Below are 23,111 nucleotides of genomic sequence, written 5' to 3'. Positions count from 1 at the left end.
CACCGAATTTCTTCGCACATACAGTTGCAATTGCAGCTGTTAAAGTTGTTTTACCATGGTCAACGTGACCGATTGTGCCCACGTTAACGTGTGGCTTATTACGTTCAAACTTAGCCTTAGCCATGTTTATTTTCCTCGTTTACGTCGAACACAATCTGAGTAATACCCAGCCTCGACATATCGCCTAAAAAACTAGACATCTAATACTTAAAAAGCAGACTAAATAGCCTGCTTTCTTTAAATCTCATGCAACTAAGTTGCTAAACTGTATCTGGAGCTCTTATCGAGATTTGAACTCGAGACCTCTCCCTTACCAAGGGAGTGCTCTACCACTGAGCTATAAGAGCGATCATCTTCGATGATGGAGCGGGAGACGAGGATCGAACTCGCGACATGCAGCTTGGAAGGCTGCCGCTCTACCAACTGAGCTACTCCCGCACATTGTTGGTAATGTACCACTTCATTCGAAGTTAATGGTGGTGGGAGAAGGATTCGAACCTTCGAAGCTTACGCGGCAGAGTTACAGTCTGCTCCCTTTGACCGCTCGGGAATCCCACCAATATCACACTTATTGCAGTGCTCGTTCTTTACTTCACATCTCGAATTCTCTAAGATGGTGCCGGCACACGGATTCGAACTGTGGACCTACTGATTACAAGTCAGTTGCTCTACCAACTGAGCTATGCCGGCGTTTCTTAGTGTTTCGTACGTTTCGTATCGGAACGGTGTGCAGTTTAGCAAAACTTGAAATCCGTGCAAGTGTTTTTTTTAAAAAAACCGTCAAAAACTCACAAAATCAATCCGTTTGACGATAATTCAACCGCTTTGATCACTGCGCGAGCTTTTATTTGGGTTTCATTCCACTCAGATTCAGGATTTGAGTCGGCAACAAGGCCTGCGCCAGCCTGCACATAGACCTTATTTTCACGAATAACACAGGTCCGAATCGCAATCGACATGTCCATTTCGCCATGCCAGCCTAAATAACCAACAGCACCACCAAAAATTCCACGTTTTACTGGCTCAACTTCGTCAATAATTTCCATGGCACGGATTTTTGGTGCCCCAGAAAGTGTGCCTGCCGGGAAAGTTGCCTTAAAAACATCCAAGGCATCAACATCATCACGCACTTCACCCTGCACATTGGACACAATATGCATGACATGCGAATAACGTTCGATCACCATTTGATCAGTCACCTGCACTTTGCCAATTTTTGAGACGCGACCAACATCATTACGACCCAAGTCAATCAGCATTAAATGCTCAGCAATCTCTTTTTCATCAGAAAGTAAATCTTTTTCCAAGGCCAGATCTTCTTCTTTGGTTTTACCACGTGGACGTGTGCCAGCGAGTGGACGCACGGTGGCAATACCATTTTCCAGACGTGACAGAATTTCCGGCGATGACCCAACAATATGGAATGGGGTGTCATTGTCCAAGGTGCGCCCTTGCACCAGGAACAGATATGGTGATGGATTAAGGTGACGTAAAGCGCGATAGACCTGTAACGGCTCACCATCAAAGTCAGACACCATACGATGCCCCGGCACCACTTGCATGACATCACCAGCACGGATGTATTCTTTAACCTTCTCAACCGAGGCAATAAAGTTGTCGTGACCGGTTAAAGATTCAAAATGCGGTGCCGTATGGGTTTGCGCCTGCAAGTTCACCGGTGTCGCCAGCAACTGCTCCAGCGCATCCAGTTGCGCCTGCGCTTTCTGATAGGCATCAGCATCCTTGCTATCGGCATGCACAATCAGGAATAAGGTATCTTTTAAGTTGTCAAATACGATTACGGTTTTAGACAGCATCATCCAGATATCCGGCAGGCCCACCGGATCAGCATCTGGAATATTGTTCAGGCGCGGTTCGATATAACGCACCGCGTCATAGCCAAAGTAACCGACCAGTCCACCAGTAAAGCTTGGCAACGCCGGTAAATCGGCCTGTGTTGGCACTTTAAACTGGGCCTGGAAATCACGGATAAACTGGAAAGGATCACTACACGGCTGCTGTAGCAGTTCGCCATTGGTCTGCTGAATGGTCAACTGCCCTTCATTGCAAGAAAATACGGTCGACTCGCCCAGACCAATAATCGAATAGCGCGCCCAGTTTTCACCGCCTTCGACAGATTCAAACAGATAGGCCTGTTCATGCTCTTTTAAACGCGCAAACACAGACAATGGGGTTTCGGTATCGGCCAGACGCTGACGGTAGACAGGAATCAGGTTATAGCCGGCAGCTTGCAGTTGTTGATATTGGGCTTGAGTGGTCATGTTGAATCTCTTTCATTTTCGCGGGGTCATAGGAAGGTTGCTGGTAGGTGCTGACTTAGTGACGCCATCGAAAAACTACACAATCACTCATTGCGGTGTCCTTTTACATCTATTCTTACATTAGGAAGCTAATAATTCTGTCAGATTATCCACCACTTGCTGCGGCTGACAATCATAAATACTCTCGCCATGATTATAGCCATAGCTGACTACAATACAATCAATACCGGCACGACGTGCGGCTTCCACATCATTGGAAGAGTCGCCAATCATCAACACTTGGGATTTTTCTACCCCAAAGGTCTCAACACAGTGCAATAACTGGCGTGGATGCGGTTTACGTTCGCTAAACCGATCACCACCAATCACATCAACAAAATAATGGCTCATGTCCAGTGCATCTAAAATGGCGCGTGATGGCAGCTCGGGCTTGTTGGTGACACAGATCATTTTTTTCTGCTGCTGTTTGCCCCATTCCAGAAACTCCAGAATTCCGGCAAAAGGCTGGGTATCCAGACAAGGATCGGCATTGTAAATTCCTAGGAAAGTTTCCAGCAGCTGCTGATGCTGATCGGGATGCACCTCTCCGGTTAAATGCAGCAAGGTGCTGTGACAAAATACCGAGGTGCCTTTGCCAATCCAGGTGCGTACCTGTGCTTCGGTGACCATGGGCAGCTGCAAGGCATTCAGGCTCATATTCATGGCACGATACAGATCGGTGGCTGAATCGACCAGCGTGCCGTCCAGGTCAAATAAAATCAGCTCACGGGTGTCAAGTTTGGCCACAGACATTTTGGTCCTCTCAAAAAATAAAGGCATGCCAAAGCATGCCTCGATTGTATGCTGTGTCGCGGTTTATTTAAACAACAGCCAGGCAATAATTGCCAGGATCACCAGCACAATAATGGTCATCAGGCCAACAGAGGCATTTTTCTGCTGCTCTTTTTCCTGCTCAACGCGTGATACAGGCTGCTCAACCGGTACCGGTTGTGGCTCTGGGGTGGCCGCGCTTAAATCGGTCCCTTCAGGAATTGGGGCCGGTTTTGGTACACCGACATTGGTTGGCATGCCATCACGTGTCAATTGTACCGATGCATCACGCTCTTTCAGCTCAGGCATACCCTGATCATTCATCTGCTGTGCCGGCGTTTTCACTGCTACAGTTTCTGTCGGCTCGGCTGCAGTAGCGGTTTCCACCACATCCAGCTCAGGAATCTGTTCTACTTCGGTGCCTGCAGGCGCAAGCGGCTCATCTGCCAACAGTTCCGGTTTGGCTGGTGCCAGGACTGAAAATTTAAAGCTGGCGAACTGGACAATATCACCCTCATGCAACGGAGTTTCCTGCTCAATCCGCAGGTCATTTACAAAGGTGCCATTGGATGAATTTAAGTCCTGGACCCACAAGTCTTCAGCCTTCAGTAACAACGCAGCATGTTTGCGTGATACTTCAGCCGACTGCAGCACCACATCAGCTTCCTGATGACGCCCCACCAGCATGTCACGATCAACACTAATTTCCTGCCCGGTAAATTCACCCGTAATTGCTTGTAATTTCCAAGTCATAGCGAACTTCTCTTTAAATTTTTGCCCATCATAACATGCTCAAAACCAGATTCCATGTCCGCTCTGTTAAGAGCGCGGTCTTAAGGTAGTCGTGGTGGTGGTATTGGTGGTTTTGTTGACTTGCGGGCTTAAGGTCTGACGCTGCAGCGCCGGCTCTACCGCAACGGGTGTGGTTACTACAGCCGCCCCCGACTGTGCTGCAGGGGTCGCGGATGGCACCTGCTGATAACGGGTTTGATTTAGGGGAGTTTTAGACACTGGCACCCGCTGCTGATAGATATCTTCCACCCGTTCCGGCAGTTTGGCAAAATTACCATCCTGATCTAGTGCCAGTTGCAGGCTATACAGCTGACTATAACGCTGCTGCGAAATCCGGCGGATATCATTCTGATCCCCAACAATGGTTGGGTGAATAAAAATCAGCAGATTACGCTTCTGATTAGACTTGCCATCGGAACGGAATAAACGCCCCAGCCCTGGAATTGCACCTAACCCTGGCACGGCCTGGCGCGAATAGGCAGTGTTATCTGAAATGAGGCCACCCAAAACAATGGTCTGACCATGCTCGGCCAGAATCGAGGTTTTAATCGCTCGTTTGCTGGTGACCAAGTCCTGCGCCTGACCTTTGCTGGATTTGACCCCAGAGACTTCCTGTTCCACTTCCAGACGCACTGTGCCATTTTCGCCAATATGCGGCACCACTTTCAGGGTAACCCCGACGTCTTTACGTTCAATGGTGGTATAGGGATTGACGGTACCATTTCCTGTACTGACCGAACCGGTGACAAACGGCACGTTCTCACCAACCACGATATAGGCTTCTTCATTGTCCATGGTGACAATGGATGGGGTCGACAACAGATTGGATTTGGTGGTTTCTTTTAAGGCTTGAATCAGCGCACCATACAAACGGCGTGAACCATCACTGCCTTCCTGATAATCCCCCAGCACCAGTGAGGTACCCGCACCAATCGCACCACCTGCACCCGCTGCACCTCCAGTTAAATAACCAGCGGCAATATTTTTCAGGCTGGAACCCAAGTTATCAAAATTGATCAGGCCAATGCCGCTGCTTAAATCACCCAAGGCCCATTGCACGCCAAGCTGATCAGCATCAGTGCCTTCTACTTCAATAATCGCGGCTTCAATGAGAACCTGTTGACGGCGTGTATCCAGCTGTTGAATCGCAGATTCAATTTCGCGCATCAGCTGTGGATCAGCTTTGACCACCAAGGCGTTCTGGCTACTATCGGCAATAATACTGACGCCATTACCATTAAAGCTGGTGATCTGGCTCTGCTGATCAAAACCGTTATTCAAAGTGATGCTTGGCGAGGTACTGCCCGAGTTATTGCTGGACGTGCTGTTACTGCTGTTATTGACCAGACTGCTAACGCTATTGTTACTGCTGTTTTTCGTATTGGAAGATGAGCTGCTGACCGCCTGTCCCGACACCAGTCCTTGCAGAATTTCCGCCAAGCTTTGAGCACTGGCATATTTTAAGCGAAAGACTTTTAAGCCACCGAGACGGTCAGCCGCCGGCACATCCATCATTTCAATCATCTGGCGGATACGCTTGCGGGTGGCGGTATCGCCTTTAATGATAATACGATTGGTCCGGTTATCCGCCACAATTCGCACCCGCGAGCCTTTGAGATCTTTGGCATTGCCGGTCGAACTCATTGACTCCAATAGCCCAATCACTTCTTCGGCCTGACTGGACTGTAGCGAGATGGCTTCAATATCATTTTGGCCGGTGCCATCTAAATTACGGATGATATTTTCCAGCTGATAGATATTGCTGGCCCGGTCCGAAACAATCAGGGCATTGGTACCGGCCACCGCAGACAGGTGGGCAAATTGCGGCATTAAAGGCCGTAAAGCCGGAATCATGTCATTGGCATTGGTATTTTCCAGCCAGATGACCCGGGTCACAATCTGGTCACCGCGCGCATTCTGGCGTGCATCAAACGGAATTCCGGAGCTTTTGACATTGTTATCTGGCACCAGCTTGATGGTATTGCCCGATGGAATAGCCACTACCCCATTAACATTAAGCACGCCCAGAAACAGGTCATAGACTTCATTGCGGTTCAACGGCTTGTTGGAAATGACCGTAACATTGCCTCGCACCCGCGGATCAACGGCGAAGTTCTTGCCGGTAATATCGGCCACTTCATTAATAAATGCAGTCAGGTCAGCATCACGTAAATTAATTTTCCAGGTTTGTGCATAGCTCGCCGTACTTACCATAGCCACCAGAGGTGCGCCGACCACCAATGCCCAAAGCGGACGCTCATGATTTAATAAAGCCATAATCTACCGTGTTTCCTAACCCTATAAGGTGACAAATCCGTCACTTAAAATCTTGTTGTACCGTGATGACCTGGTCACCACGCTGAACTTCCAGTCTGACCTGACCGTCCTGTCTTGCCTGCTCCAGCAATTGGGCTTCATTTTGCCCTTGTCCGACAGTCTGACCATTTAAGGATAAAATCCGGTCGCCTGGTTGTAATCCCAATCTGCTTCTGAGTGCCGCCGGTGTCCGTGCGGTAATTTCATAGCCCTGACCATTGCCACTATTCACGCCCATATCCTGTAAATAGCGTTCCCGGTCTTGCTGAATCTTTTGCACTGCCTGACCAATCGCATTTTGCGCAGTTGTTGCCGGTGCCGGATTTCTGTTGGGTGCAGCTGGGCTTTGTGTCGGCACAATCGGCTGATTCAGCCCGTTTTCAATGCCTTTAAACTCTATCTCACGGGTGGCGCCACTGCTATGACGCAAAACCACCCGATCCCAGTACACTTCAGCCAACTGATAACCACTGCCTTCAATCACATCGCCGACGCGATAGCGCTCTGCCACCTCATTGACTTTGAGCACGGCAGAAGAAAACTGGTTGGGATAACCGACCATCACGCCTTGTAATTGAAGGTTCAGATTGTCTTCGGCCTGCGTACGCTGGCTCGCTTCATGAAACAAGGCAAAACTGCTGATATTCGGTACACGCAGCTGCTGCGAACCCAGTTCGACCCGGCCCAGTTGCATCGCTTGAGGTGGCGCCAGTAATAGCCAGAACAGACTGGCCAGCTTCCAGCATAAATACAGAATCAGCAGCGCCAGCAATACCGGTGCGACACGATCGGCCTGTTTCAACTGGAGAGTCTGCAACTGTTCCCAGATTTTCTGCATCAGAAGCCTCCCTTGAACAGCGGCTGGCGGGTACTGATTACATAGGTATCGGCACCAGCCTTGCCTTCATAAGAAGGAACATGCATCAATAAACGCTGGGTCAGCTGCACATCCAGCATCATCTCCTGATCCAGACTCAAGTTTATCATTTTCTGGTCACGTGCATCACGCACATCAATTTTCAGTTTACCGCTTTCATCCGACAGTGTGCCTTTCAGCGTGGGCACGGTCATGCGCTCTTGACGCTGGGCAAACTGATACACCAGCTCCCCGCCGGCCCAGTTCAGCTGGCCTTGTGCCTGGGCAAACCCTTGCTGCTTGTTATAGTTCAGATCGATATTTTGTAATTGAATCGGATTGGTCGGCCATTGCCAGTCGACCAGGGTTTTTAAAGTTTCTGGCGCAACACGGCCGTGTACAGCGTTCAGCATGAAGGTCCCAAAACGGTAACCCATCACGCCTTTTAGTTCGGTATGACCACTATGGATTTCAACATCGGCTGCCACTTTCAGCAATAACAGGTCTAAAGGACGCGTATTCCAGCTTAAGCTGCCACGCAACTGTCCCTTGTGCCAATCTGCCTGCCCCTGCCAGATGTTGCCACTGACATTATGTAAACTCTGATTGTTTTTATAAAACTTTGAAATTAACCAAGCTGCAGGAATCTGTAATAACACAAAAATTAAAAAAGCAATGATGGCGAAAATCCACCACGTGATGTATCTCGGTTTCTTTATCATTCCACCACGACCAACCTATCTAATGCATTCATGAACAAATTGTTATTTTCATGCACACATTATGCACACTTTTTTTACAACACCAACGGATACACATAAAAAAACCAAGCAGTTCTGCTTGGTTTCGACACTCTAGTGCGCTTAGATGACAATCTGATGAAGTTTAGATCAAGAAGTCTTCAAGCTTGGCACCTTTTTCCAGTTCTGCCACTAACCAGCGCGGTTGCTTACCACGACCTGTCCAGGTTTCATTGGCATTGGCTTTATTACGATAACGCGGCTCTACCGATTTACGTACATTCTTTTTACGTTTAGACGCACCAAACTCAAGAATCTGTTCAATGCTTAAACCCGCATTTTCAGCAATTGCCAAAATCTGATTATATGCATCTTCAACTGCTTGGTCCTTTTTCGATGCAATTAATGCTTCCGCTTCTTCCTGCAAGCGCTTTAATTGTTCTACAGACAAATTACTAATATCGGGCATCATATTTACTCCACAAGTATGCTTTTATATTAATTTACTTCAATTGCATTAATACATCATATTTTTATCTGAATTAAGTTTCAATCATTATTTGAAATGAAAAACAATTATTAACAGAGATAAATAATCTATTTATTCGGGATTAGAATTAATCCAGATAATGCCCCACACTATTTTCCAAAGCCAAAATATGCTGCCGAATCGACTCGGGTAATGGCATTTTCTGCATACTTTCAGAATTCACACAAACCATGATGGCTTCTGCACTCGCGACTACAGCCTGTTGCTGCTCGCTCCATAATATATAATGCATGCGAAAAGCACTATTTCGGATTTCCTCAACCCGTACACCTATTTTTAAGGTATCCGGATAAAATACCGGACGCATATATTTGCACTGATTTGATGCCACTACCGTCGAAAAGGATTGCTGCATCATTCTGATCTGATCCATATAATGAATGCGGGCACTTTCAATATAGCGGTAATACATCACATTATTGACATGACCGAGCGCATCCATATCGCCCCATGCCACCACTTGTTGATGAATTACTGGATAATCGGTTAATTGCATGCGACTTTACCTAGATTTTAATTTTCATGAAATGACTATTATTTTCAAACACCAGATTTAACTGCTGCTGTAAATGCGGTTGATCTTTTAATGCCGATTTAATTCTTAAATAGTTCATTAAAATATGTTCCGGATATAAATCCAGAAGCTGTGCTGCATCGTCATGACGACCGGTAGCTTCCAATATATGCCATTTGGCAAAACTCAATACCGGTAAAGCAGGATATTGCTGTTCCCACTGATTCAGATAATCTTCAATCTTGAGATAATCCGGTACCGGTTTTAACAGCTGCTGCTGGAACCATAAATAGAACACATCCTGATGAAACTGTTCAGACAGTAAATGCACCGCCAGATGCTCCTGCTGCTCTCCCATATCGCTTAAGCGTACCAGCACTTTCAACCACAGCACTTTAATCGCATACGGCTGGGTAAATATCTGCCCTGACAGATTGCAATAACGCTGTTTTAAATCCTGCAATGCTTCCGGTGTGGCCTGCTCAAAATGCTGCAAGATTTGCTCAAGCCATAACTGCTTGCTGTCCAGCCCTAAATGCCCATATTGGGTCGCACGCAGATATAACCATGGATACTGCAGCGCAAACTCTCCCCACAGTGCGGTTAAGCGCTGTTCATAGGCTTGTTTAACATCTTTGAGCCACGGCGACAGTTGATGGCCATTTAAAAATTCCAGATGGGTCAGGGCTTTTTCCGGTTGCTGCTGCGCCAGATAAATTTCAATACGCTGCAACTCGGCCAGCTCAAAGGCCATGGCCTTGCTCTGGTTTAACATCTGCAAAGCCACCGGATAATCCTGCTGCATCAGCGATAGGCGTGAATGAATCACGGCTTTTAATAAACCAGACTGGTTAAATACCTGACGGATAAAGGCGTCCTGCTCACGCGCGGCATCCAGCAGCCAGATTACTGCCATTTGCTCATAAGGATGTAAATGCTGGAAATCAAACACCGCTGCCTGCTTACGCTGTTCACGGCTTAAATAACGCTTTAGCATCGCCCAGATCAGCTGCACCACCAGACTGATCAGCATCAATAAAATTAAAAGCACCCAGATATTGGTCTGTAGCTGCCAGTCACGCCAATACAGGTAAACATAGCCCGCGCCATAGCCATAACTGAATACACTGAGCAAGGCCACCAGCACTAACGTGACCAAAACATAGGCCAGAACAATCTGCTTCATGATCATTCATCCAATAAGGTGCGGCTGGTCAGCACCGGCACAGGAATCACGGTCAGGCTCTGAATTTCCGCCAATTCAGCGCTTAACTGCTGCGCCCCCCGATCCGGCAGCAGCTGTAACAGATGAAAAATTTCAGTCAGCTCCTGCTGATAATTCAGATATTGGCCTTGTCCTAATAACTGACGTGCCAGTAATAAACGCAACTGCGCTTCTTTTAACAGCAATTGACGCTGACTAAGTACAGTCGCTGGCTGCTCGGCGGCTTCCAGTTTCAACCACTTATGCCAGAAGGCCGGATTGGCCTCTTGCGCCGGCTGCAGTTGTGGCTGCTGGATTTCCTGACGCAACAGCTGATCCAGCTGCTGTAGAGCCTGAGTGACCTGCTGCTGCTGGGCACTGCGCTGTGCCGCAAATTGCTGGATCAGCTGCCGGTCTTTGCTCAGGGTTTGATGCAGGCTTTCGGCCAAGGCCGGTGACAAAGCCCACTGATTCAGCTGAACATCCAGTACTGCCAACTTTTCCAGTGCATACGGATATTGCGCCTGCTTTAAGGCAAATTCGATCAGTTCCAGCTGCTGTTGAAGCATCTGCTGCGGCGTGATCGTGGTCTGGCTGATCTGCACTGTAGTATTAGTTGCAGGCGCACTTGAAGATGCTGACGGTGAAGGATTGCTACTCTGGCGCTGCAAAGCCACCAGCTGGTCATTGAGATTAGCACGGCTTTTTTCCGCCTGATGCATACTCTGAGACAATTCGGACTGCTGCGCCGTTATTTTAAATACGTCATAGCTCAGCTTTAACATCCAGGCCAAGCCGATGATCAATAATAAAATAAGTAGCTTCTTCATGCGTGTCCTGATTTAAGCTCAATCTGCTGCAGTATTGTTTCTGTTTTTAAATTCGTCAACTTGATCAGTTGAAAACGGGTGTGATGCTGTTGTTGATAATCCATCAACAGCGCTTCCAGGCGGTCACCCAACACCAGATAACGCCCCTGGTTCAATAGTTCTTTTTGCGCTTGACTCAGCCGCAACCAGTTTAACCAGCTGGCCTCACTGCTAATCAGCATCCAATAGTCCCGGTGCTGCTGCAGTTGTGGCAATAGCGCGGGCATCTGCTGAATCGACGCGGCCGGACACTGACGCTGATATAAAATAAAATTCAGAATCTGCATTCCGGCCTGTTGCAGGCTGTCCATCATAAACTGACGTCCACCTTCACCGCGCCAGAAGGCAATACACGAACCGGCCGCCAGGGATTTTAATAAAGGCAGTTCCAGCATGCCTTCCGAGGTTTCAACCTCCGGCACGGCGCTCGAAATTCCGTATTCTGCCAGTACCTGCGCCGTTTTTTCACCAACCGCAATCCACTGTAAATGTTGTAATTGATCGAGATGAATACCGCTTTTCGCCAGATACTCCATCCCGATGTGTACTGCGGTCGGGCTGACCACCACAATCCGCTGCGCCTGTGGTAATTGCTGGTACAGCTGTGCCAAGGCATCAGACCAGGGACAGGCCTGTAATTCCAGCAGAGGCAGTTCAATCACCGACCAGGCCTGTTGCCTTAAAGCCTGTGACAAGGCACAGGCTCGATCGGCCGGGCGGGTATTAATAAACAGCATCTTAATATAAAGCTTTTAGCAGCTCACCTGCCCCTTGTGCCAACAGGTTCTGTGCCAGTTGTTCACCCAGCTGTTCGGCCTGCTCGGGTGCGGCACTAAGCTGTGCGCTTAACAGGGTCTGGCCATCGACACTGCCCACCCGGCCTTCCATCGACAGCTGACCATCTTTTAAAGTGGCATAACCGGCGATCGGCACCTGACAGCCGCCTTCCAGATAAGCATTAAACGCACGTTCTGCGCGTACACAGACATTGGTTTCGTCATCCATCAACGGCAAAATCAACTCAAGTACGGCCTGATCATTAGTCCGGCATTCCAGCCCCAAAGCGCCCTGACCCACGGCCGGCAAACTCACTTCAGGCGTGAGCGTATGCCGAATCCGCTCACTGAGGCCCAAACGCTTCAAGCCGGCACTGGCCAGAATAATCGCATCATATTGACCTGCATCCAGCTTGGACAGACGGGTACCAACGTTACCGCGCAAATCAATAATCTCCAGGTCAGGGCGTGCTTTTAAAATCTGGCATTTACGGCGCAAACTGGACGTTCCGACTTTGGCACCCTGCGGCAAGTCCTGAAAGCTGGCATAAGTATTGGACACAAAGGCATCCAGCGGATCTTCACGCTCGCAAATCACCGCCAGGCTTAAGCCTTCTGGTAGCGCCATTGGCACATCTTTCATGGAATGCACAGCAAGGTCAGCACGACCATCTAGCAAAGCTGCTTCTAATTCTTTGACAAACAGTCCCTTGCCCCCAATTTTGGCTAAGGGGGTATCGAGAATTTTATCACCCTGGGTCACAAAGGTGACCAACTCCACGTTTAGACCGGCATGTAAGGCTTCTAAACGCGCACGAATGTGTTCCGCCTGCCATAATGCCAGCGGGCTTTGTCGAGTTGCAATTTTCAGGGTGTTCATCATGTCAGTGAAAGCAAATAAAAGGATTCCCTTAAACTTAACCTGATCGCTTGAAAATGCAAGTCAATTTGCACCCTGAGATGGCGAAAAAGCCATTTCAGCCGGTGCTTACAGTTTCTGAATACGTTCTCTTAAGGTCGGTAAATGACGACGGCTTACTGCCAGACGTTCTTCCAGTTCACGACAACGCACCTGATATTGACCGGTATTAATCACTTCCAGTCCTTCAAGATAATGAATCGAGACCAGTGCATTGCGATGAATCCGAATAAACTGATCGGCAAATTCATGCTCCAGGTCTTTTAAGGTTTCGTCAATCAGCACGCTGCCATTTTTATGGCGCACGGTGACATATTTTTGATCTGCTAAAAAATAATAAATATTTTCTACAGGCACCAGTTCAACACCACGATAAGTTTTCGCCGTGATCTGGTGGCGTTTTATATTCAATTCTTCCATATTTTCTTTTTGTTTTATGTGACTCAGCTGGGCTTGCGTGAGTTTGGTTAAGTGATCTAAAACCTGCTGCAATTCCTGTTGCATGACCGGTTTTAACAAATACCCTTCTGCCTGCGATTTAAATGCATCAAGTGCATGCTCATCATAGGCGGTACAAAAGACAATTGCCGGCATGGGATCAAGCTCGCGCAAATGCTGGGCGCAGCTTAGTCCATCCATTTCTGGCATCTGAATATCTAATAACACGACATCTGGCTGATGTTCATCTGCTAGCTCAATGGCCTGCTCACCATGACTGGCGGTTGCCACCACCTGATGTCCAAGTTGAGTCACCAAGCGGGCCAAACGCTCAGTTGCAAGAGGTTCATCATCACAGATCAGAACATCCATTTATCCCTCCTTTACGTTAAATCATTTATTTTTATAGCTTAACGTGAATTTTTTTTTATTTATATGGATACTGTACCACGGTGGTATACATGCCCTCCCCTGCATACGTTTGAAAGACCACCTTTCTTCCATAAAAGGCGCGTAGACGCTGTTGCACATTTTGAATTGCAATACCATGTCCTTGTCGTAAATTCATTTTAGCGTTTACGTAAGGGTTTGTAATGACGATATTGACTTGATTTTCCAAAATTTCTACCAATACGGTAATGGTACTCGGTCTGGATATTTTTTCAACACCATGAAAAATACTATTTTCCAGTAAAGGTTGTAAAGTTAATAAGGGAATTTGTACCTGACTGAGCAGTTGCGGCTGTTCAATTTTCCATTCCACCTGCAAGCGTTCACCCAGACGAATCTGCTCAATCTCCAGATAACGCTGGCATAATTCAACTTCTTCCTGCAGCTTGACCAGCTTGACTTCCTGTAAACTGGCACGAAACAGACGTGACAGATTGAGCAGCATCTGCTCGGCTTTTTCAGGATCAATCGCAATCAGGCTAATGACATTATTTAAACTGTTGAATAAAAAATGCGGATGGATACGCGCTTGCAAGGCGTGCACCTTGGCCTTTAGAGCACTTTGCTCGCGCAGATAATTCTGTTCGCGCAAATATAAATAGCGAAAACAGAATGCTCCCAGCAAGATGCCATAACTTAAATGCAAATCCAGCCCGGCCCCCAGCTCGGCTGCAGTCAAGTCACGCAGATGAAAATTCTGGCCAAAATGCGTCAGCAGATTCAGGCTTAAAGTAGTCACCAGTACAATCAGCTGTAGCAATAAAAAACCAAAACCGAGCGAAAAGCCCAGACTCATCCGACCCAAACGTCTTTGAAAATATTCAATAAAGGCAGTAAAGGCCAGTAACACCCAGTTAATGTACAGCACATATTGCAGCAGTCGTGAACCGGTTAATGTCTGCCAGCCTTGCGCTTCAGCCAGTGCCAGCACCATGGCCAATACATTGCTGGCAATAAATAATTCAATTAGATGTTGCCAACGCCCTATTTTCGTAAAAAAATAACTGTAATTTTTTTCATCAGCCGTATCTGCAAAAGATGATCTCACCTGCCCTTCGGCAAGTGATTCCGAATTTGTTATACTCGTTTTCAAATTATTGCTTTTTATTCTATTGAGCCGACATGACCACATCTTCTAATTCCTCAAATCCGTCACAAACCCAGACTTCGGGTATGTGGGGCGGTCGTTTCTCTGAAGCTACTGACGCATTTGTTGCTGAATTTACAGCATCTGTCCAATTTGACCAACGCTTTTATAAACAAGATATTGCCGGTTCAATCGCCCATGCAACCATGTTGGCCAAAGTTGGCGTGCTGACTGCACAGGAACGGGACGACATCATCAACGGCTTAAACACCATTAAAGCCGAAATTGAAGCGGGTCAGTTTGAATGGCGTATTGACCTTGAAGATGTGCACATGAACATCGAATCACGCCTGACCCAGCGCATTGGCATTACCGGTAAAAAACTGCATACCGGCCGTAGCCGTAATGACCAGGTGGCGACCGATATCCGTCTGTATGTGCGTGATGAAATTGATGCCATTTTAGAATTATTGAAAAAACTACAAATCGGTATTCTAAGCCTGGCGGCAAAAAACACTGACACGATTATGCCGGGCTTCACCCATTTACAAACTGCTCAACCTGTGACTTTTGGTCACCACCTTATGGCCTGGTTTGAAATGCTGGTACGTGACTCTGAGCGCTTAATTGACTGCCGTAAACGTGTGAACCGTATGCCACTCGGTTCAGCTGCACTGGCAGGTACAACCTATCCAATCGACCGCGCCTATACCGCAGAATTACTGGGCTTTGATGCCGTGGCTGAAAACTCTTTAGATGCAGTATCTGACCGTGATTTCGGGATTGAATTTAACGCTGCGGCATCGTTAATCATGATGCACCTGTCACGTATGTCGGAAGAACTGATTCTGTGGACCTCAGCCCAGTTTAAATTTGTGAATATTCCTGACCGTTTCTGTACCGGTTCATCGATCATGCCGCAAAAGAAAAACCCGGATGTCCCTGAACTGGTTCGCGGTAAAACCGGCCGTGTTTATGGCGACTTAATGAGCCTGTTGACCCTGATGAAAGGTCAACCACTGGCCTATAACAAAGACAACCAGGAAGACAAAGAGCCTCTGTTTGATGCAATTGATACTGTACGTGGTTCACTGATGGCGTTTGCTGACATGATTCCGGCATTGGTGCCTAACATTGCAGAAATGCGTGAAGCGGCGCTGCGTGGTTTCTCTACTGCAACCGACCTTGCGGATTACCTGGTGAAAAATGGCGTTGCTTTCCGTGATGCCCATGAAATTGTTGGTAAAGCGGTCGCACTGGGCGTACAGGAAGGCAAAGACCTGTCTGAACTGACCCTGGAACAGCTGCAGCAGTTCTCTGACCTGATTCAGGCCGATGTATTTGAAAAAGCCCTGACTCTGGAAGCTTCAGTGAATGCACGTAACCATATTGGGGGGACTGCTCCGGCACAAGTCGCTGCTGCGATTGAACGCGCCCACGCCCGTTTAGAGCAACTTTACGCTTAATCTTAAATTCGGAGTATGGATATGTCTCGACAAGTATTTTGCCGTAAGTATCAACAAGAAATGGAAGGCTTGGACTTTGCCCCGTTCCCGGGTGCCAAAGGTCAGGAATTATTTGATACCGTGTCTAAACAGGCCTGGAACGAATGGCTGAAACATCAGACCACGCTGATCAATGAAAAGCGTTTAAATGTGTTTGAAGCAGATGCGAAAAAGTTTCTGGAAGAACAGCGCGAAAAATTCTTCAATAATGACGAAACCTTAGAAAAAGCCGAAGGGCTAAAGCCTGAGTAAAACTTAAAGCGCTGCTTTAAGTTTTACGCAAGACAAGGACGAAGTCCGCGTAGGCTTTCATGCAAAAAGAATCTCCATTTTTTGGGGATTCTTTTTTATGCACGGTTGTAAAAATTACGTAAGACAAGCGAAGCGCGTAGTTTCAAATGTCTCAAAGGAGTCTGAAGAGGCTCCTTTTTTATACTCGATACTGCTCCGCCACGCCGCAAGACGAGAAGCTGTGCTTCGAGTAAAAAAGAAAGCGCTGCTTTAAGTTTTACGCAAGACAAGGGCGAAGTCCGCGTAGACTTTCATGCAAAAAGAATCTCCATTTTTTGGGGATTTTTTTATGCACGGTTGTAAAAATTACGTAAGACAAGCGAAGCGCGTAGGCTTAAATTTGAAAGGCTCCAGAAATGGAGCTTTTCTTTTACTCTATCCAAACCCAAGATCAACCACTGCACATAGGGTTTTATCTCGGAAGATGCTTTTAGCCTTTAATCCAAAAAAATTTCATCGATAAAAAATGAATTCCTCTTCATTCACCCATTTCAGGCTTGGCACAGAAAAAGTAGATGAACTCTGTTGTTTTCCAGCCGCAAGCTCCCTATTTTTAGCGAGCGTTGAGGTGATCTGTTTTTGTTGAATTGAGAGGTGTATCTGGACAACTATAAAGTTTTACTTCACCAAAATCAGGGGTTTATAATTTAGATTAAAATTAACCTATTTAACCGATTGGTATTGTAACTGGCCGATACATTTGTTCATAAAACTCAACATTAGACTACAATAAGCTTAAAGATTTCCGCGCATCATCTTCCTATAATAACAATCAAGGAGATGGAAGCATCTCTTATAATAGATATAAATATCCCCGATTTCGATCTCAGATTTCCCCCAAAATCTGGGATTTTTTTTATCCATTTTATGCGTAATCCATAAAAAAAGCCTGAAATTATTTCAGGCTGTTTCTGGTATTCAAACTTAGCGTTCTTGAACTTTCTGTTCAATTTCTTCCATGCTGGTATGACGCACATCCAGACCTTTGACCATATAAATCACTTGCTCGGAAATATTACGCGCATGGTCACCAATCCGCTCTAGGGAACGCAGTACCCACATTACATTGATGACACGGGAAATATGACGCGGATCTTCAATCATATAGGTCATTAAGGTCCGGGTGGCCGACTGGTATTCACGGTCGATATCGGCATCGGCCAGCAGTACACGTAAAGCCTGATCGACATCTAAACGGGCAAAAGCATCCAGCGCATCATGAATCATGACTCGCACCTGGTTACCAATATGACGGGTCTCCATATAACCGCGCGGCGAGCCCCCTTCTTCACATAGGCTTTGTGCAATCCGGGCAATTTTGGCCGCTTCATCGCCAATACGTTCCAGGTCGGTATTGGCCTTGCTCATGGCAATCACCATGCGCAGGTCAATTGCAGCGGGATGACGGCGTGCCAAAATCAGGGTTAATGCTTCATCAATTTCAGTTTCCAGACGGTTCACTGCATTGTCCTGAAATTGCACCTCTATTGCCATCGCGGCATCTGTGTCCAGCAATGCATGAATCGCATTGGCCACCTGCTGCTCTACCAAGCCACCCATGGTCATGAATTTTGTATTGACATCCTGTAGATCTTCATTAAATTGAGAAGAAATATGGTGATTTAACACAGGATTATTTGGACTCAAGAGATGTACTCCAATGCAATAATAACGGACTTATTTGATCATTGATTATTAAATCACATTAAACATTAAGCTTTTATGACAATTTAAACAAGTGCCCGATTACATCATTTTATTTTATTGAAATTTAAGGTTTTTCTATTAACCACAAGTTCATCTCGGCCAGATCTTTTTCACTGAGTTGCCCCACCGATGCCCGGAGGCGCAGCACATTAATCAGATAATCATATTTGGCATTCAAATAGTCCTGCTTGGCCGAAAAAGCATTACGCTGGGCCAGCAGGACATCGACCATGGTTTTTAGGCCTTCATGATATTGGGCACGGGAGGCGCGCGATACCAGTTGCGCCGATTGCATGGCCGCCTGTCGTGCCTGTAACTTGGATTGATCGGTTTCCACCTGCAAATAGGCACTTTTTACATCGGTATTGGCTTTACGGATGGCCGCATCCAGCTCGGCTTCGGCTTTATCGACATTCACTGCTGCTTTCTGGATATTGCGCTGGGTACGGCCGCCGGTAAACACATTCCAGTTCATTTCAATGCCGACCTGATCAAACTGACCATCCTGAGAAATCAGGCTTTGTGGCGTCTGCTTGTTATAGCCATAAGTACCGACCGCTTCAATTTGCGGATAACGCGCGGCCTGCTCCACCCGTTTCTGGTCTTCGGCATAACGCTGCTGCAAGCGGGCCTGCAAAATGGACAGGTTCTGACTTTGTGCCAGCTCGGTCCATGCCTCTAAACTGGCCGGATAAGGCTTTTGGAACTGAAAGTCATCTCGCAGTACCGCCAGATTTTCACGATATGGCCCGATCAGCTGCGCCAGTTGTTCCTGTGCCAGCACCAGCTGCACATGGGTAGCAATCCGGTTGGCCTTGGCATTTTGATATTGCGCCTCGGCTTCGCTGACATCACTGCGCGCGACCAGTCCCTCGCGCAGCTTGGCATTCATCATGTTCAGCTGTTCCAGCAGTGCCTGCTCTTCCTGCAAATAGGCCGTCGTTAAAGACTGCTGGCGCAGCACATTAAAATAGGCTTCGGCCACATTTAAAATATGCTCCTGCTTTTGCAGTCTTAAGGTGACTTCACTGAGACTGAGTGAGGTTTTGACCTGTTTTAGGCCTTCCCAGGCATCCCAGCGGAATAAAGGCTGGCGTGCAGTGACACTCACCTGACGGGTGGTGGTTGCTGAAGGCGACAGGCTTTCAGAGCTGACTGGAAAACCTGGAATTGTCGCAGCATTGGCGTCCTGACTGCGCCGGGTGATATTGCCAGACACAGTCACGGTCGGCAGCAAATTGCCTTTGGCAATGCCTAAATTCAGTTGATCGGCTTCATATTGCAACAGATTGGCCTGCCAGTTCGGGTCGGTGGCTTTGGCACGCTCATAGGCCTCGACCAGATCCAAGGCTTGCGCCCAAGGGCTAAACAACAGCAGGCCCAATATACATATTTTTTTCTTCATTTTATTCGTTTAACTCATCTCGCCAAAATGGCCATGTCTCAGTCAAGCATTGACTCAATTTGCTCCATAGTAGCGATTTATCGCATTTTTTTCGTATGTTTTTGATTATTTTTTTATATTTTACCGCTTTAACTCAAGCAGCAAGCTGTCCAGTTGAGTTGAGCCAGGAGCGCACTCACAGCCATGTAACCAAACTTCAGCACAACGCTACAATTCACCGGCCCGAAGCTGGTTACAATAGCGCCATACATTCCGCACTTGTTATTTTTTTGCTGCTTTTTTAATTGGGTTATCGTGAAGCTTATTTCTCCCCGCTGGCGTACTTTACTGCTCAGTTTATGTTCTGCAATGGTTTTGACCGCGTGTCAAAGGCCAGAACCTCCTGTGGTCATTGAACAGAAGCCGAAGCAGGCTGTGGCTGAACAGGCGGTCGATTTAAAGTCGATCTGCCGCGGCATTGAACAGGAAATGCGCGAGATTAACCAGCAGCGCACCACCTTTGCCCTGGAACAGATTAACCAGGATTTAAAAGTCTGTTTGCCACTGATGGATTTCCCCGACCAGCAGCATCTGCTGGAACTGTCTGCCCAGATGTACCAGAATTTTCTGAAAGTCGAACGTACCGCCCAGCAACAGACCGCTTTTGATCAGTATGCCTTTGATCTGGCCCAGCATCCCACCATTCAGCAAAGCCATTTCGAACAGTTTGCCTTACGCGACCAGTATCTGCTGAAACACAAAGGTCAGGCCTATGTCGACCTGTATGATGCCGGTGAAGGGCAACTGGTCTATCGGCGTAATCCGCAGTACCTGGCTCGTATTTTTGCGCCTTATCTGCCCGATGCCGAACGGATTTTTATTGAAAATCTGGCCGAACAGAATATGCAGCGTCCGATTCGTGATGGCGGCCTGACCATTGATGCCCAGGAAGTGGTGCGTCGCGCCCTGTTCTGGGAAGATTATGTCAAAAACTATCCTGACAGCAGTTATATCCGCGATGCGCGTTATCTGGATCAGGTCTATCGTATGTTCCTGTTTAAAGGCACCTTAAATACCCCGGTTTCAGACAGCTATGAAGCAGAATATGCAATTCAGCCCAGTGTCTGGTATGAAATTGAAAAGCTGGCCAAGCTGGAGCAGTCACGACTGGCAGATCAGGCGCGTAAATTCCGCAGCTTTGTACAGATGTCGCCACAGGAACGGCGTAACCGTATTCCAGTCAGCCTGACCGCACAGGAACAAAACAATGAACGTGCCAACACCCTGGCGCTAAAGCAGCTGTCCCATTATCTGGATTTACCGCTAAACGGCTTAAGTCCGACCCGTGACTGTTTTAGCGATGCGGTCTGTATGCCTTATCAGAATAACTAAGCCACCCACCAATTTGGCAGTTTTATCACTGGCCTTTTTAAGCCAACCTGTTAAGATTTAAGCAGCTTGACGGAGCGCGAGTAAATCCTCGCTGAGATTGTGTAATTGTCTAACCGTATAGATGATTAAGCACAAGTACCGTTGAACCTGATCAGGTTAACACCTGCGTAGGAATCAAGCGCAACTAAACCTTAAGTTTCGATTTATTATTCAGGATAAATCCGTTTCGTTTTGGTCGTGCTTGATTCGTTGATGCTCTTCATAAGGATCATGGTATGAACCAATTAACGAATCTTTCTTCTGAGGCCATTTCTGCTCAACACGAGCAAGATGCCAAAGACCTCACCCGTATTTTACCCGCTTCGAGCAAAGTCTATATCCAGGGCTCACGTGAGGATATCCGTGTCCCGATGCGCCAGATTGAACTGACCGAGACCCCAACCAGTTTAGGCGGTGAACACAATCCGCCGGTAATGGTCTATGACACCTCTGGCGTTTACACCGACCCGGAAGTCAATATTGATCTGAACCAGGGTTTACCGAATGTGCGTGAACGCTGGATTGAAGAGCGTAACGATACAGAAATTCTGGATCAGCTCAGTTCTAAATTCGGTCAGGAACGCCTGCGTGACATCCGCACTGCCGACATCCGTTTTGCCCATATCCAGAAACCGCGCCGGGCCAAACGCGGGCATAACGTGACCCAAATGCACTATGCCAAACAGGGCATTATTACTCCGGAAATGGAATACATCGCTATCCGTGAAAACCTGCGCCAGCAGCAAGGCGTCGATATGCGCCAGCATCGGGGACAAAACTTTGGTGCACAAAACCTGCGTGAAATTACCCCGGAATTTGTACGTCAGGAAGTCGCTGCCGGCCGCGCCATTATTCCCGCCAACATTAACCACCCTGAAATTGAGCCAATGATTATTGGCCGTAATTTCCTGGTGAAAATTAATGCCAATATTGGTAACTCGGCACTGGGTTCCGACATTGCCGAAGAAGTGGCAAAAATGACCTGGGCCACCCGCTGGGGCGCCGACACCATCATGGACCTATCGACCGGGAAAAATATTCATGAAACCCGCGAATGGATTATCCGTAACTCACCCGTGCCAATTGGTACCGTGCCAATTTATCAGGCCCTGGAAAAAGTCAACGGCGTGGCAGAAGACCTGACCTGGGAAATCTTTAAAGACACCCTGATTGAACAGGCCGAACAAGGTGTGGATTACTTCACCATTCATGCCGGGGTACTGCTGCGTTATGTACCGCTGACCGCCAACCGTCTCACCGGTATTGTGTCACGTGGCGGTTCAATCATGGCGCAGTGGTGTCTGGCGCATCATGAAGAAAACTTCCTGTACACCCACTTCGATGAAATCTGTGAAATCATGAAAGCCTATGACGTGTCGTTCAGTCTGGGCGATGGCCTGCGTCCAGGCTGTATTCAGGATGCCAATGATGAAGCACAATTCAGCGAACTTCGCACCTTGGGCGAGTTAACGCATCGCGCATGGGAACATGATGTACAGGTGATGATTGAAGGCCCGGGCCATGTGCCAATGCATATGATCAAGGAAAATATGGATCTGCAACTGGAAGTCTGCAAAGAGGCGCCGTTCTATACCCTTGGTCCGCTAACCACCGATATTGCACCGGGCTATGACCATATTACCTCGGCCATTGGGGCCGCTATGATTGGCTGGTATGGCACGGCCATGCTGTGCTACGTGACGCCAAAAGAGCATTTAGGTCTGCCGAACAAGAAAGATGTTAAAGACGGTATTATCACCTACAAGATTGCTGCACATGCCGCCGATCTGGCCAAAGGTCATCCGGGTGCGCAGGCGCGTGACAATGCCCTGTCCAAAGCCCGCTTTGAATTCCGCTGGGAAGATCAGTTTAACCTGAGTCTGGACCCGGATACGGCGCGCAGTATGCATGATGAAACCTTGCCGAAAGAAGCACACAAATCAGCGCACTTCTGTTCGATGTGTGGACCGAAATTCTGCTCAATGAAAATCACCCAAAATGTGAGAGATTATGCGCAAAATCAGAATCTTGCTAAAGAAGCCATGCAAAGCGACACAGAGGTTGCGGAAGGTCTCAAAGCCATGAAGGAGACCTATCAGCAGACTGGTCAAAAATTGTACCACGACGTCTAAACTATCGAAAAAGAGTTTGTGTTCCATTTAATCTCAGTTAGGATGAAAACTGATGTTC

At 47.5% G+C, this 23,111-nt stretch carries 21 protein-coding genes, 4 tRNA genes and 1 riboswitch; of the genes, 4 read left to right on the top strand and 21 right to left on the bottom strand.

Features of this window, described 5'->3' with window-relative positions:
* The 19 genes from FTU69_RS09570 to FTU69_RS09480 form a co-directional block, all read right to left on the bottom strand.
* Nucleotides 1–124: GTP-binding protein (locus FTU69_RS09570; protein ID WP_228151030.1), on the bottom strand; the 124-nt coding region annotated here is incomplete at its 3' end.
* A 148-nt stretch (nt 125–272) separates the two neighbouring features.
* Nucleotides 273–347 (bottom strand) — tRNA-Thr (locus FTU69_RS09565).
* A 15-nt stretch (nt 348–362) separates the two neighbouring features.
* Nucleotides 363–438 (bottom strand) — tRNA-Gly (locus tag FTU69_RS09560).
* Between the two features lie 36 nt (nt 439–474).
* A tRNA-Tyr gene (locus FTU69_RS09555) sits at nt 475–558 on the bottom strand.
* 56 nt (nt 559–614) lie between these two features.
* Nucleotides 615–690, bottom strand: a tRNA-Thr gene (locus FTU69_RS09550).
* Between the two features lie 98 nt (nt 691–788).
* Entirely contained in the window at nt 789–2,282 is a 1,494-nt protein-coding gene (gene trpE / locus FTU69_RS09545) for an anthranilate synthase component I (protein ID WP_168382015.1), read from the bottom strand.
* A 120-nt stretch (nt 2,283–2,402) separates the two neighbouring features.
* Nucleotides 2,403–3,074 carry a phosphoglycolate phosphatase gene (gph, locus tag FTU69_RS09540; RefSeq protein ID WP_005181670.1) on the bottom strand — a complete coding sequence of 224 codons (672 nt, stop codon included), beginning with the start codon at nt 3,072–3,074 and terminating at the stop codon, nt 2,403–2,405.
* A 63-nt stretch (nt 3,075–3,137) separates the two neighbouring features.
* Nucleotides 3,138–3,845, bottom strand: a complete 708-nt coding sequence (locus FTU69_RS09535; protein ID WP_005181667.1) for an FHA domain-containing protein — start codon at nt 3,843–3,845, stop codon at nt 3,138–3,140.
* Between the two features lie 66 nt (nt 3,846–3,911).
* Nucleotides 3,912–6,161 carry a type II secretion system secretin GspD gene (gene gspD, locus FTU69_RS09530; protein WP_180103797.1) on the bottom strand — a complete coding sequence of 750 codons (2,250 nt, stop codon included), beginning with the start codon at nt 6,159–6,161 and terminating at the stop codon, nt 3,912–3,914.
* 40 nt (nt 6,162–6,201) lie between these two features.
* On the bottom strand, nt 6,202–7,038 hold the full coding sequence (locus FTU69_RS09525; RefSeq protein ID WP_180061885.1) for a type II secretion system protein N: 837 nt from the start codon (nt 7,036–7,038) through the stop codon (nt 6,202–6,204).
* Entirely contained in the window at nt 7,038–7,778 is a 741-nt protein-coding gene (gene gspN, locus FTU69_RS09520) for a type II secretion system protein N (protein ID WP_005181650.1), read from the bottom strand. The genes FTU69_RS09525 and gspN overlap by 1 nt, the downstream gene beginning before the upstream one ends.
* Nucleotides 7,779–7,941: 163 nt before the next feature.
* On the bottom strand, nt 7,942–8,268 hold the full coding sequence (locus FTU69_RS09515; protein WP_005181647.1) for an H-NS family nucleoid-associated regulatory protein: 327 nt from the start codon (nt 8,266–8,268) through the stop codon (nt 7,942–7,944).
* 145 nt (nt 8,269–8,413) lie between these two features.
* Complete coding sequence (locus FTU69_RS09510) at nt 8,414–8,842, bottom strand: thioesterase family protein (RefSeq protein WP_005181644.1); 429 nt, start codon at nt 8,840–8,842, stop codon at nt 8,414–8,416.
* Between the two features lie 10 nt (nt 8,843–8,852).
* Nucleotides 8,853–10,046 carry a heme biosynthesis protein HemY gene (locus FTU69_RS09505; RefSeq protein WP_127799618.1) on the bottom strand — a complete coding sequence of 398 codons (1,194 nt, stop codon included), beginning with the start codon at nt 10,044–10,046 and terminating at the stop codon, nt 8,853–8,855.
* A gap of 2 nt (nt 10,047–10,048) precedes the next feature.
* Nucleotides 10,049–10,894, bottom strand: coding sequence for a hypothetical protein (locus FTU69_RS09500; protein ID WP_005181639.1), 846 nt, complete (start codon nt 10,892–10,894; stop codon nt 10,049–10,051).
* Complete coding sequence (locus FTU69_RS09495; protein ID WP_180103796.1) at nt 10,891–11,670, bottom strand: uroporphyrinogen-III synthase; 780 nt, start codon at nt 11,668–11,670, stop codon at nt 10,891–10,893. Before FTU69_RS09495 ends, FTU69_RS09500 begins: the two co-directional genes overlap by 4 nt.
* A gap of 1 nt (nt 11,671) precedes the next feature.
* Nucleotides 11,672–12,589, bottom strand: a complete 918-nt coding sequence (hemC, locus tag FTU69_RS09490) for a hydroxymethylbilane synthase (protein WP_104989205.1) — start codon at nt 12,587–12,589, stop codon at nt 11,672–11,674.
* A 108-nt stretch (nt 12,590–12,697) separates the two neighbouring features.
* On the bottom strand, nt 12,698–13,438 hold the full coding sequence (locus tag FTU69_RS09485; RefSeq protein ID WP_005181633.1) for a LytTR family DNA-binding domain-containing protein: 741 nt from the start codon (nt 13,436–13,438) through the stop codon (nt 12,698–12,700).
* Nucleotides 13,439–13,493: 55 nt separating this feature from the next.
* Nucleotides 13,494–14,648, bottom strand: coding sequence for a sensor histidine kinase (locus FTU69_RS09480; RefSeq protein WP_180103795.1), 1,155 nt, complete (start codon nt 14,646–14,648; stop codon nt 13,494–13,496).
* On the opposite strand from FTU69_RS09480, the gene argH reads away from it, so the two are divergent.
* Both argH and FTU69_RS09470 read left to right on the top strand, forming a co-directional pair.
* Nucleotides 14,639–16,069 carry an argininosuccinate lyase gene (gene argH / locus FTU69_RS09475; protein WP_180103794.1) on the top strand — a complete coding sequence of 477 codons (1,431 nt, stop codon included), beginning with the start codon at nt 14,639–14,641 and terminating at the stop codon, nt 16,067–16,069. The genes FTU69_RS09480 and argH overlap by 10 nt on opposite strands.
* 21 nt (nt 16,070–16,090) lie before the next feature.
* Nucleotides 16,091–16,360: an oxidative damage protection protein gene (locus FTU69_RS09470; RefSeq protein ID WP_005181625.1), complete on the top strand. Its 270-nt coding sequence runs from the start codon at nt 16,091–16,093 to the stop codon at nt 16,358–16,360.
* Nucleotides 16,361–17,323: 963 nt separating this feature from the next.
* On the opposite strand, the gene phoU is transcribed toward FTU69_RS09470, so the two are convergent.
* Nucleotides 17,324–18,046: a phosphate signaling complex protein PhoU gene (phoU, locus tag FTU69_RS09465; RefSeq protein WP_005181619.1), complete on the bottom strand. Its 723-nt coding sequence runs from the start codon at nt 18,044–18,046 to the stop codon at nt 17,324–17,326.
* 124 nt (nt 18,047–18,170) lie between these two features.
* Nucleotides 18,171–19,511: a TolC family outer membrane protein gene (locus tag FTU69_RS09460; RefSeq protein WP_016659691.1), complete on the bottom strand. Its 1,341-nt coding sequence runs from the start codon at nt 19,509–19,511 to the stop codon at nt 18,171–18,173.
* A gap of 348 nt (nt 19,512–19,859) precedes the next feature.
* Here FTU69_RS09460 and FTU69_RS09455 point away from each other — a divergent pair, with 348 nt between their 5' ends.
* Both FTU69_RS09455 and thiC read left to right on the top strand, forming a co-directional pair.
* Nucleotides 19,860–20,882, top strand: a complete 1,023-nt coding sequence (locus FTU69_RS09455; RefSeq protein WP_042119428.1) for a hypothetical protein — start codon at nt 19,860–19,862, stop codon at nt 20,880–20,882.
* Nucleotides 20,883–20,942: 60 nt separating this feature from the next.
* Nucleotides 20,943–21,073, top strand: a riboswitch (TPP riboswitch).
* A gap of 84 nt (nt 21,074–21,157) precedes the next feature.
* Nucleotides 21,158–23,053 carry a phosphomethylpyrimidine synthase ThiC gene (gene thiC, locus FTU69_RS09450; RefSeq protein WP_180103793.1) on the top strand — a complete coding sequence of 632 codons (1,896 nt, stop codon included), beginning with the start codon at nt 21,158–21,160 and terminating at the stop codon, nt 23,051–23,053.
* The last annotated feature ends 58 nt before the right edge of the window (nt 23,054–23,111 follow it).

This window comes from Acinetobacter sp. YH12134, assembly GCF_013418555.1.
Classification (GTDB): domain Bacteria; phylum Pseudomonadota; class Gammaproteobacteria; order Pseudomonadales; family Moraxellaceae; genus Acinetobacter; species Acinetobacter indicus.
The sequence above is the reverse complement of the archived record's forward strand: the minus strand, read 5'-3'. Positions and strand labels throughout refer to the sequence as shown.

Bases quoted from the DNA above. Each gene is read 5' to 3' on its own strand.
- trpE (WP_168382015.1), bottom strand. From the start codon at position 2,282: ATGACCACTCAAGCCCAATATCAACAACTGCAAGCTGCCGGCTATAAC.
- gph (WP_005181670.1), bottom strand. From the start codon at position 3,074: ATGTCTGTGGCCAAACTTGACACCCGTGAGCTGATTTTATTTGACCTG.
- FTU69_RS09535 (WP_005181667.1), bottom strand. From the start codon at position 3,845: ATGACTTGGAAATTACAAGCAATTACGGGTGAATTTACCGGGCAGGAA.
- gspD (WP_180103797.1), bottom strand. From the start codon at position 6,161: ATGGCTTTATTAAATCATGAGCGTCCGCTTTGGGCATTGGTGGTCGGC.
- FTU69_RS09525 (WP_180061885.1), bottom strand. From the start codon at position 7,038: ATGCAGAAAATCTGGGAACAGTTGCAGACTCTCCAGTTGAAACAGGCC.
- gspN (WP_005181650.1), bottom strand. From the start codon at position 7,778: ATGATAAAGAAACCGAGATACATCACGTGGTGGATTTTCGCCATCATT.
- FTU69_RS09515 (WP_005181647.1), bottom strand. From the start codon at position 8,268: ATGATGCCCGATATTAGTAATTTGTCTGTAGAACAATTAAAGCGCTTG.
- FTU69_RS09510 (WP_005181644.1), bottom strand. From the start codon at position 8,842: ATGCAATTAACCGATTATCCAGTAATTCATCAACAAGTGGTGGCATGG.
- FTU69_RS09505 (WP_127799618.1), bottom strand. From the start codon at position 10,046: ATGAAGCAGATTGTTCTGGCCTATGTTTTGGTCACGTTAGTGCTGGTG.
- FTU69_RS09500 (WP_005181639.1), bottom strand. From the start codon at position 10,894: ATGAAGAAGCTACTTATTTTATTATTGATCATCGGCTTGGCCTGGATG.
- FTU69_RS09495 (WP_180103796.1), bottom strand. From the start codon at position 11,670: ATGCTGTTTATTAATACCCGCCCGGCCGATCGAGCCTGTGCCTTGTCA.
- hemC (WP_104989205.1), bottom strand. From the start codon at position 12,589: ATGAACACCCTGAAAATTGCAACTCGACAAAGCCCGCTGGCATTATGG.
- FTU69_RS09485 (WP_005181633.1), bottom strand. From the start codon at position 13,438: ATGGATGTTCTGATCTGTGATGATGAACCTCTTGCAACTGAGCGTTTG.
- argH (WP_180103794.1), top strand. From the start codon at position 14,639: ATGACCACATCTTCTAATTCCTCAAATCCGTCACAAACCCAGACTTCG.
- FTU69_RS09480 (WP_180103795.1), bottom strand. From the start codon at position 14,648: ATGTGGTCATGTCGGCTCAATAGAATAAAAAGCAATAATTTGAAAACG.
- FTU69_RS09470 (WP_005181625.1), top strand. From the start codon at position 16,091: ATGTCTCGACAAGTATTTTGCCGTAAGTATCAACAAGAAATGGAAGGC.
- FTU69_RS09460 (WP_016659691.1), bottom strand. From the start codon at position 19,511: ATGAAGAAAAAAATATGTATATTGGGCCTGCTGTTGTTTAGCCCTTGG.
- FTU69_RS09455 (WP_042119428.1), top strand. From the start codon at position 19,860: ATGGTTTTGACCGCGTGTCAAAGGCCAGAACCTCCTGTGGTCATTGAA.
- thiC (WP_180103793.1), top strand. From the start codon at position 21,158: ATGAACCAATTAACGAATCTTTCTTCTGAGGCCATTTCTGCTCAACAC.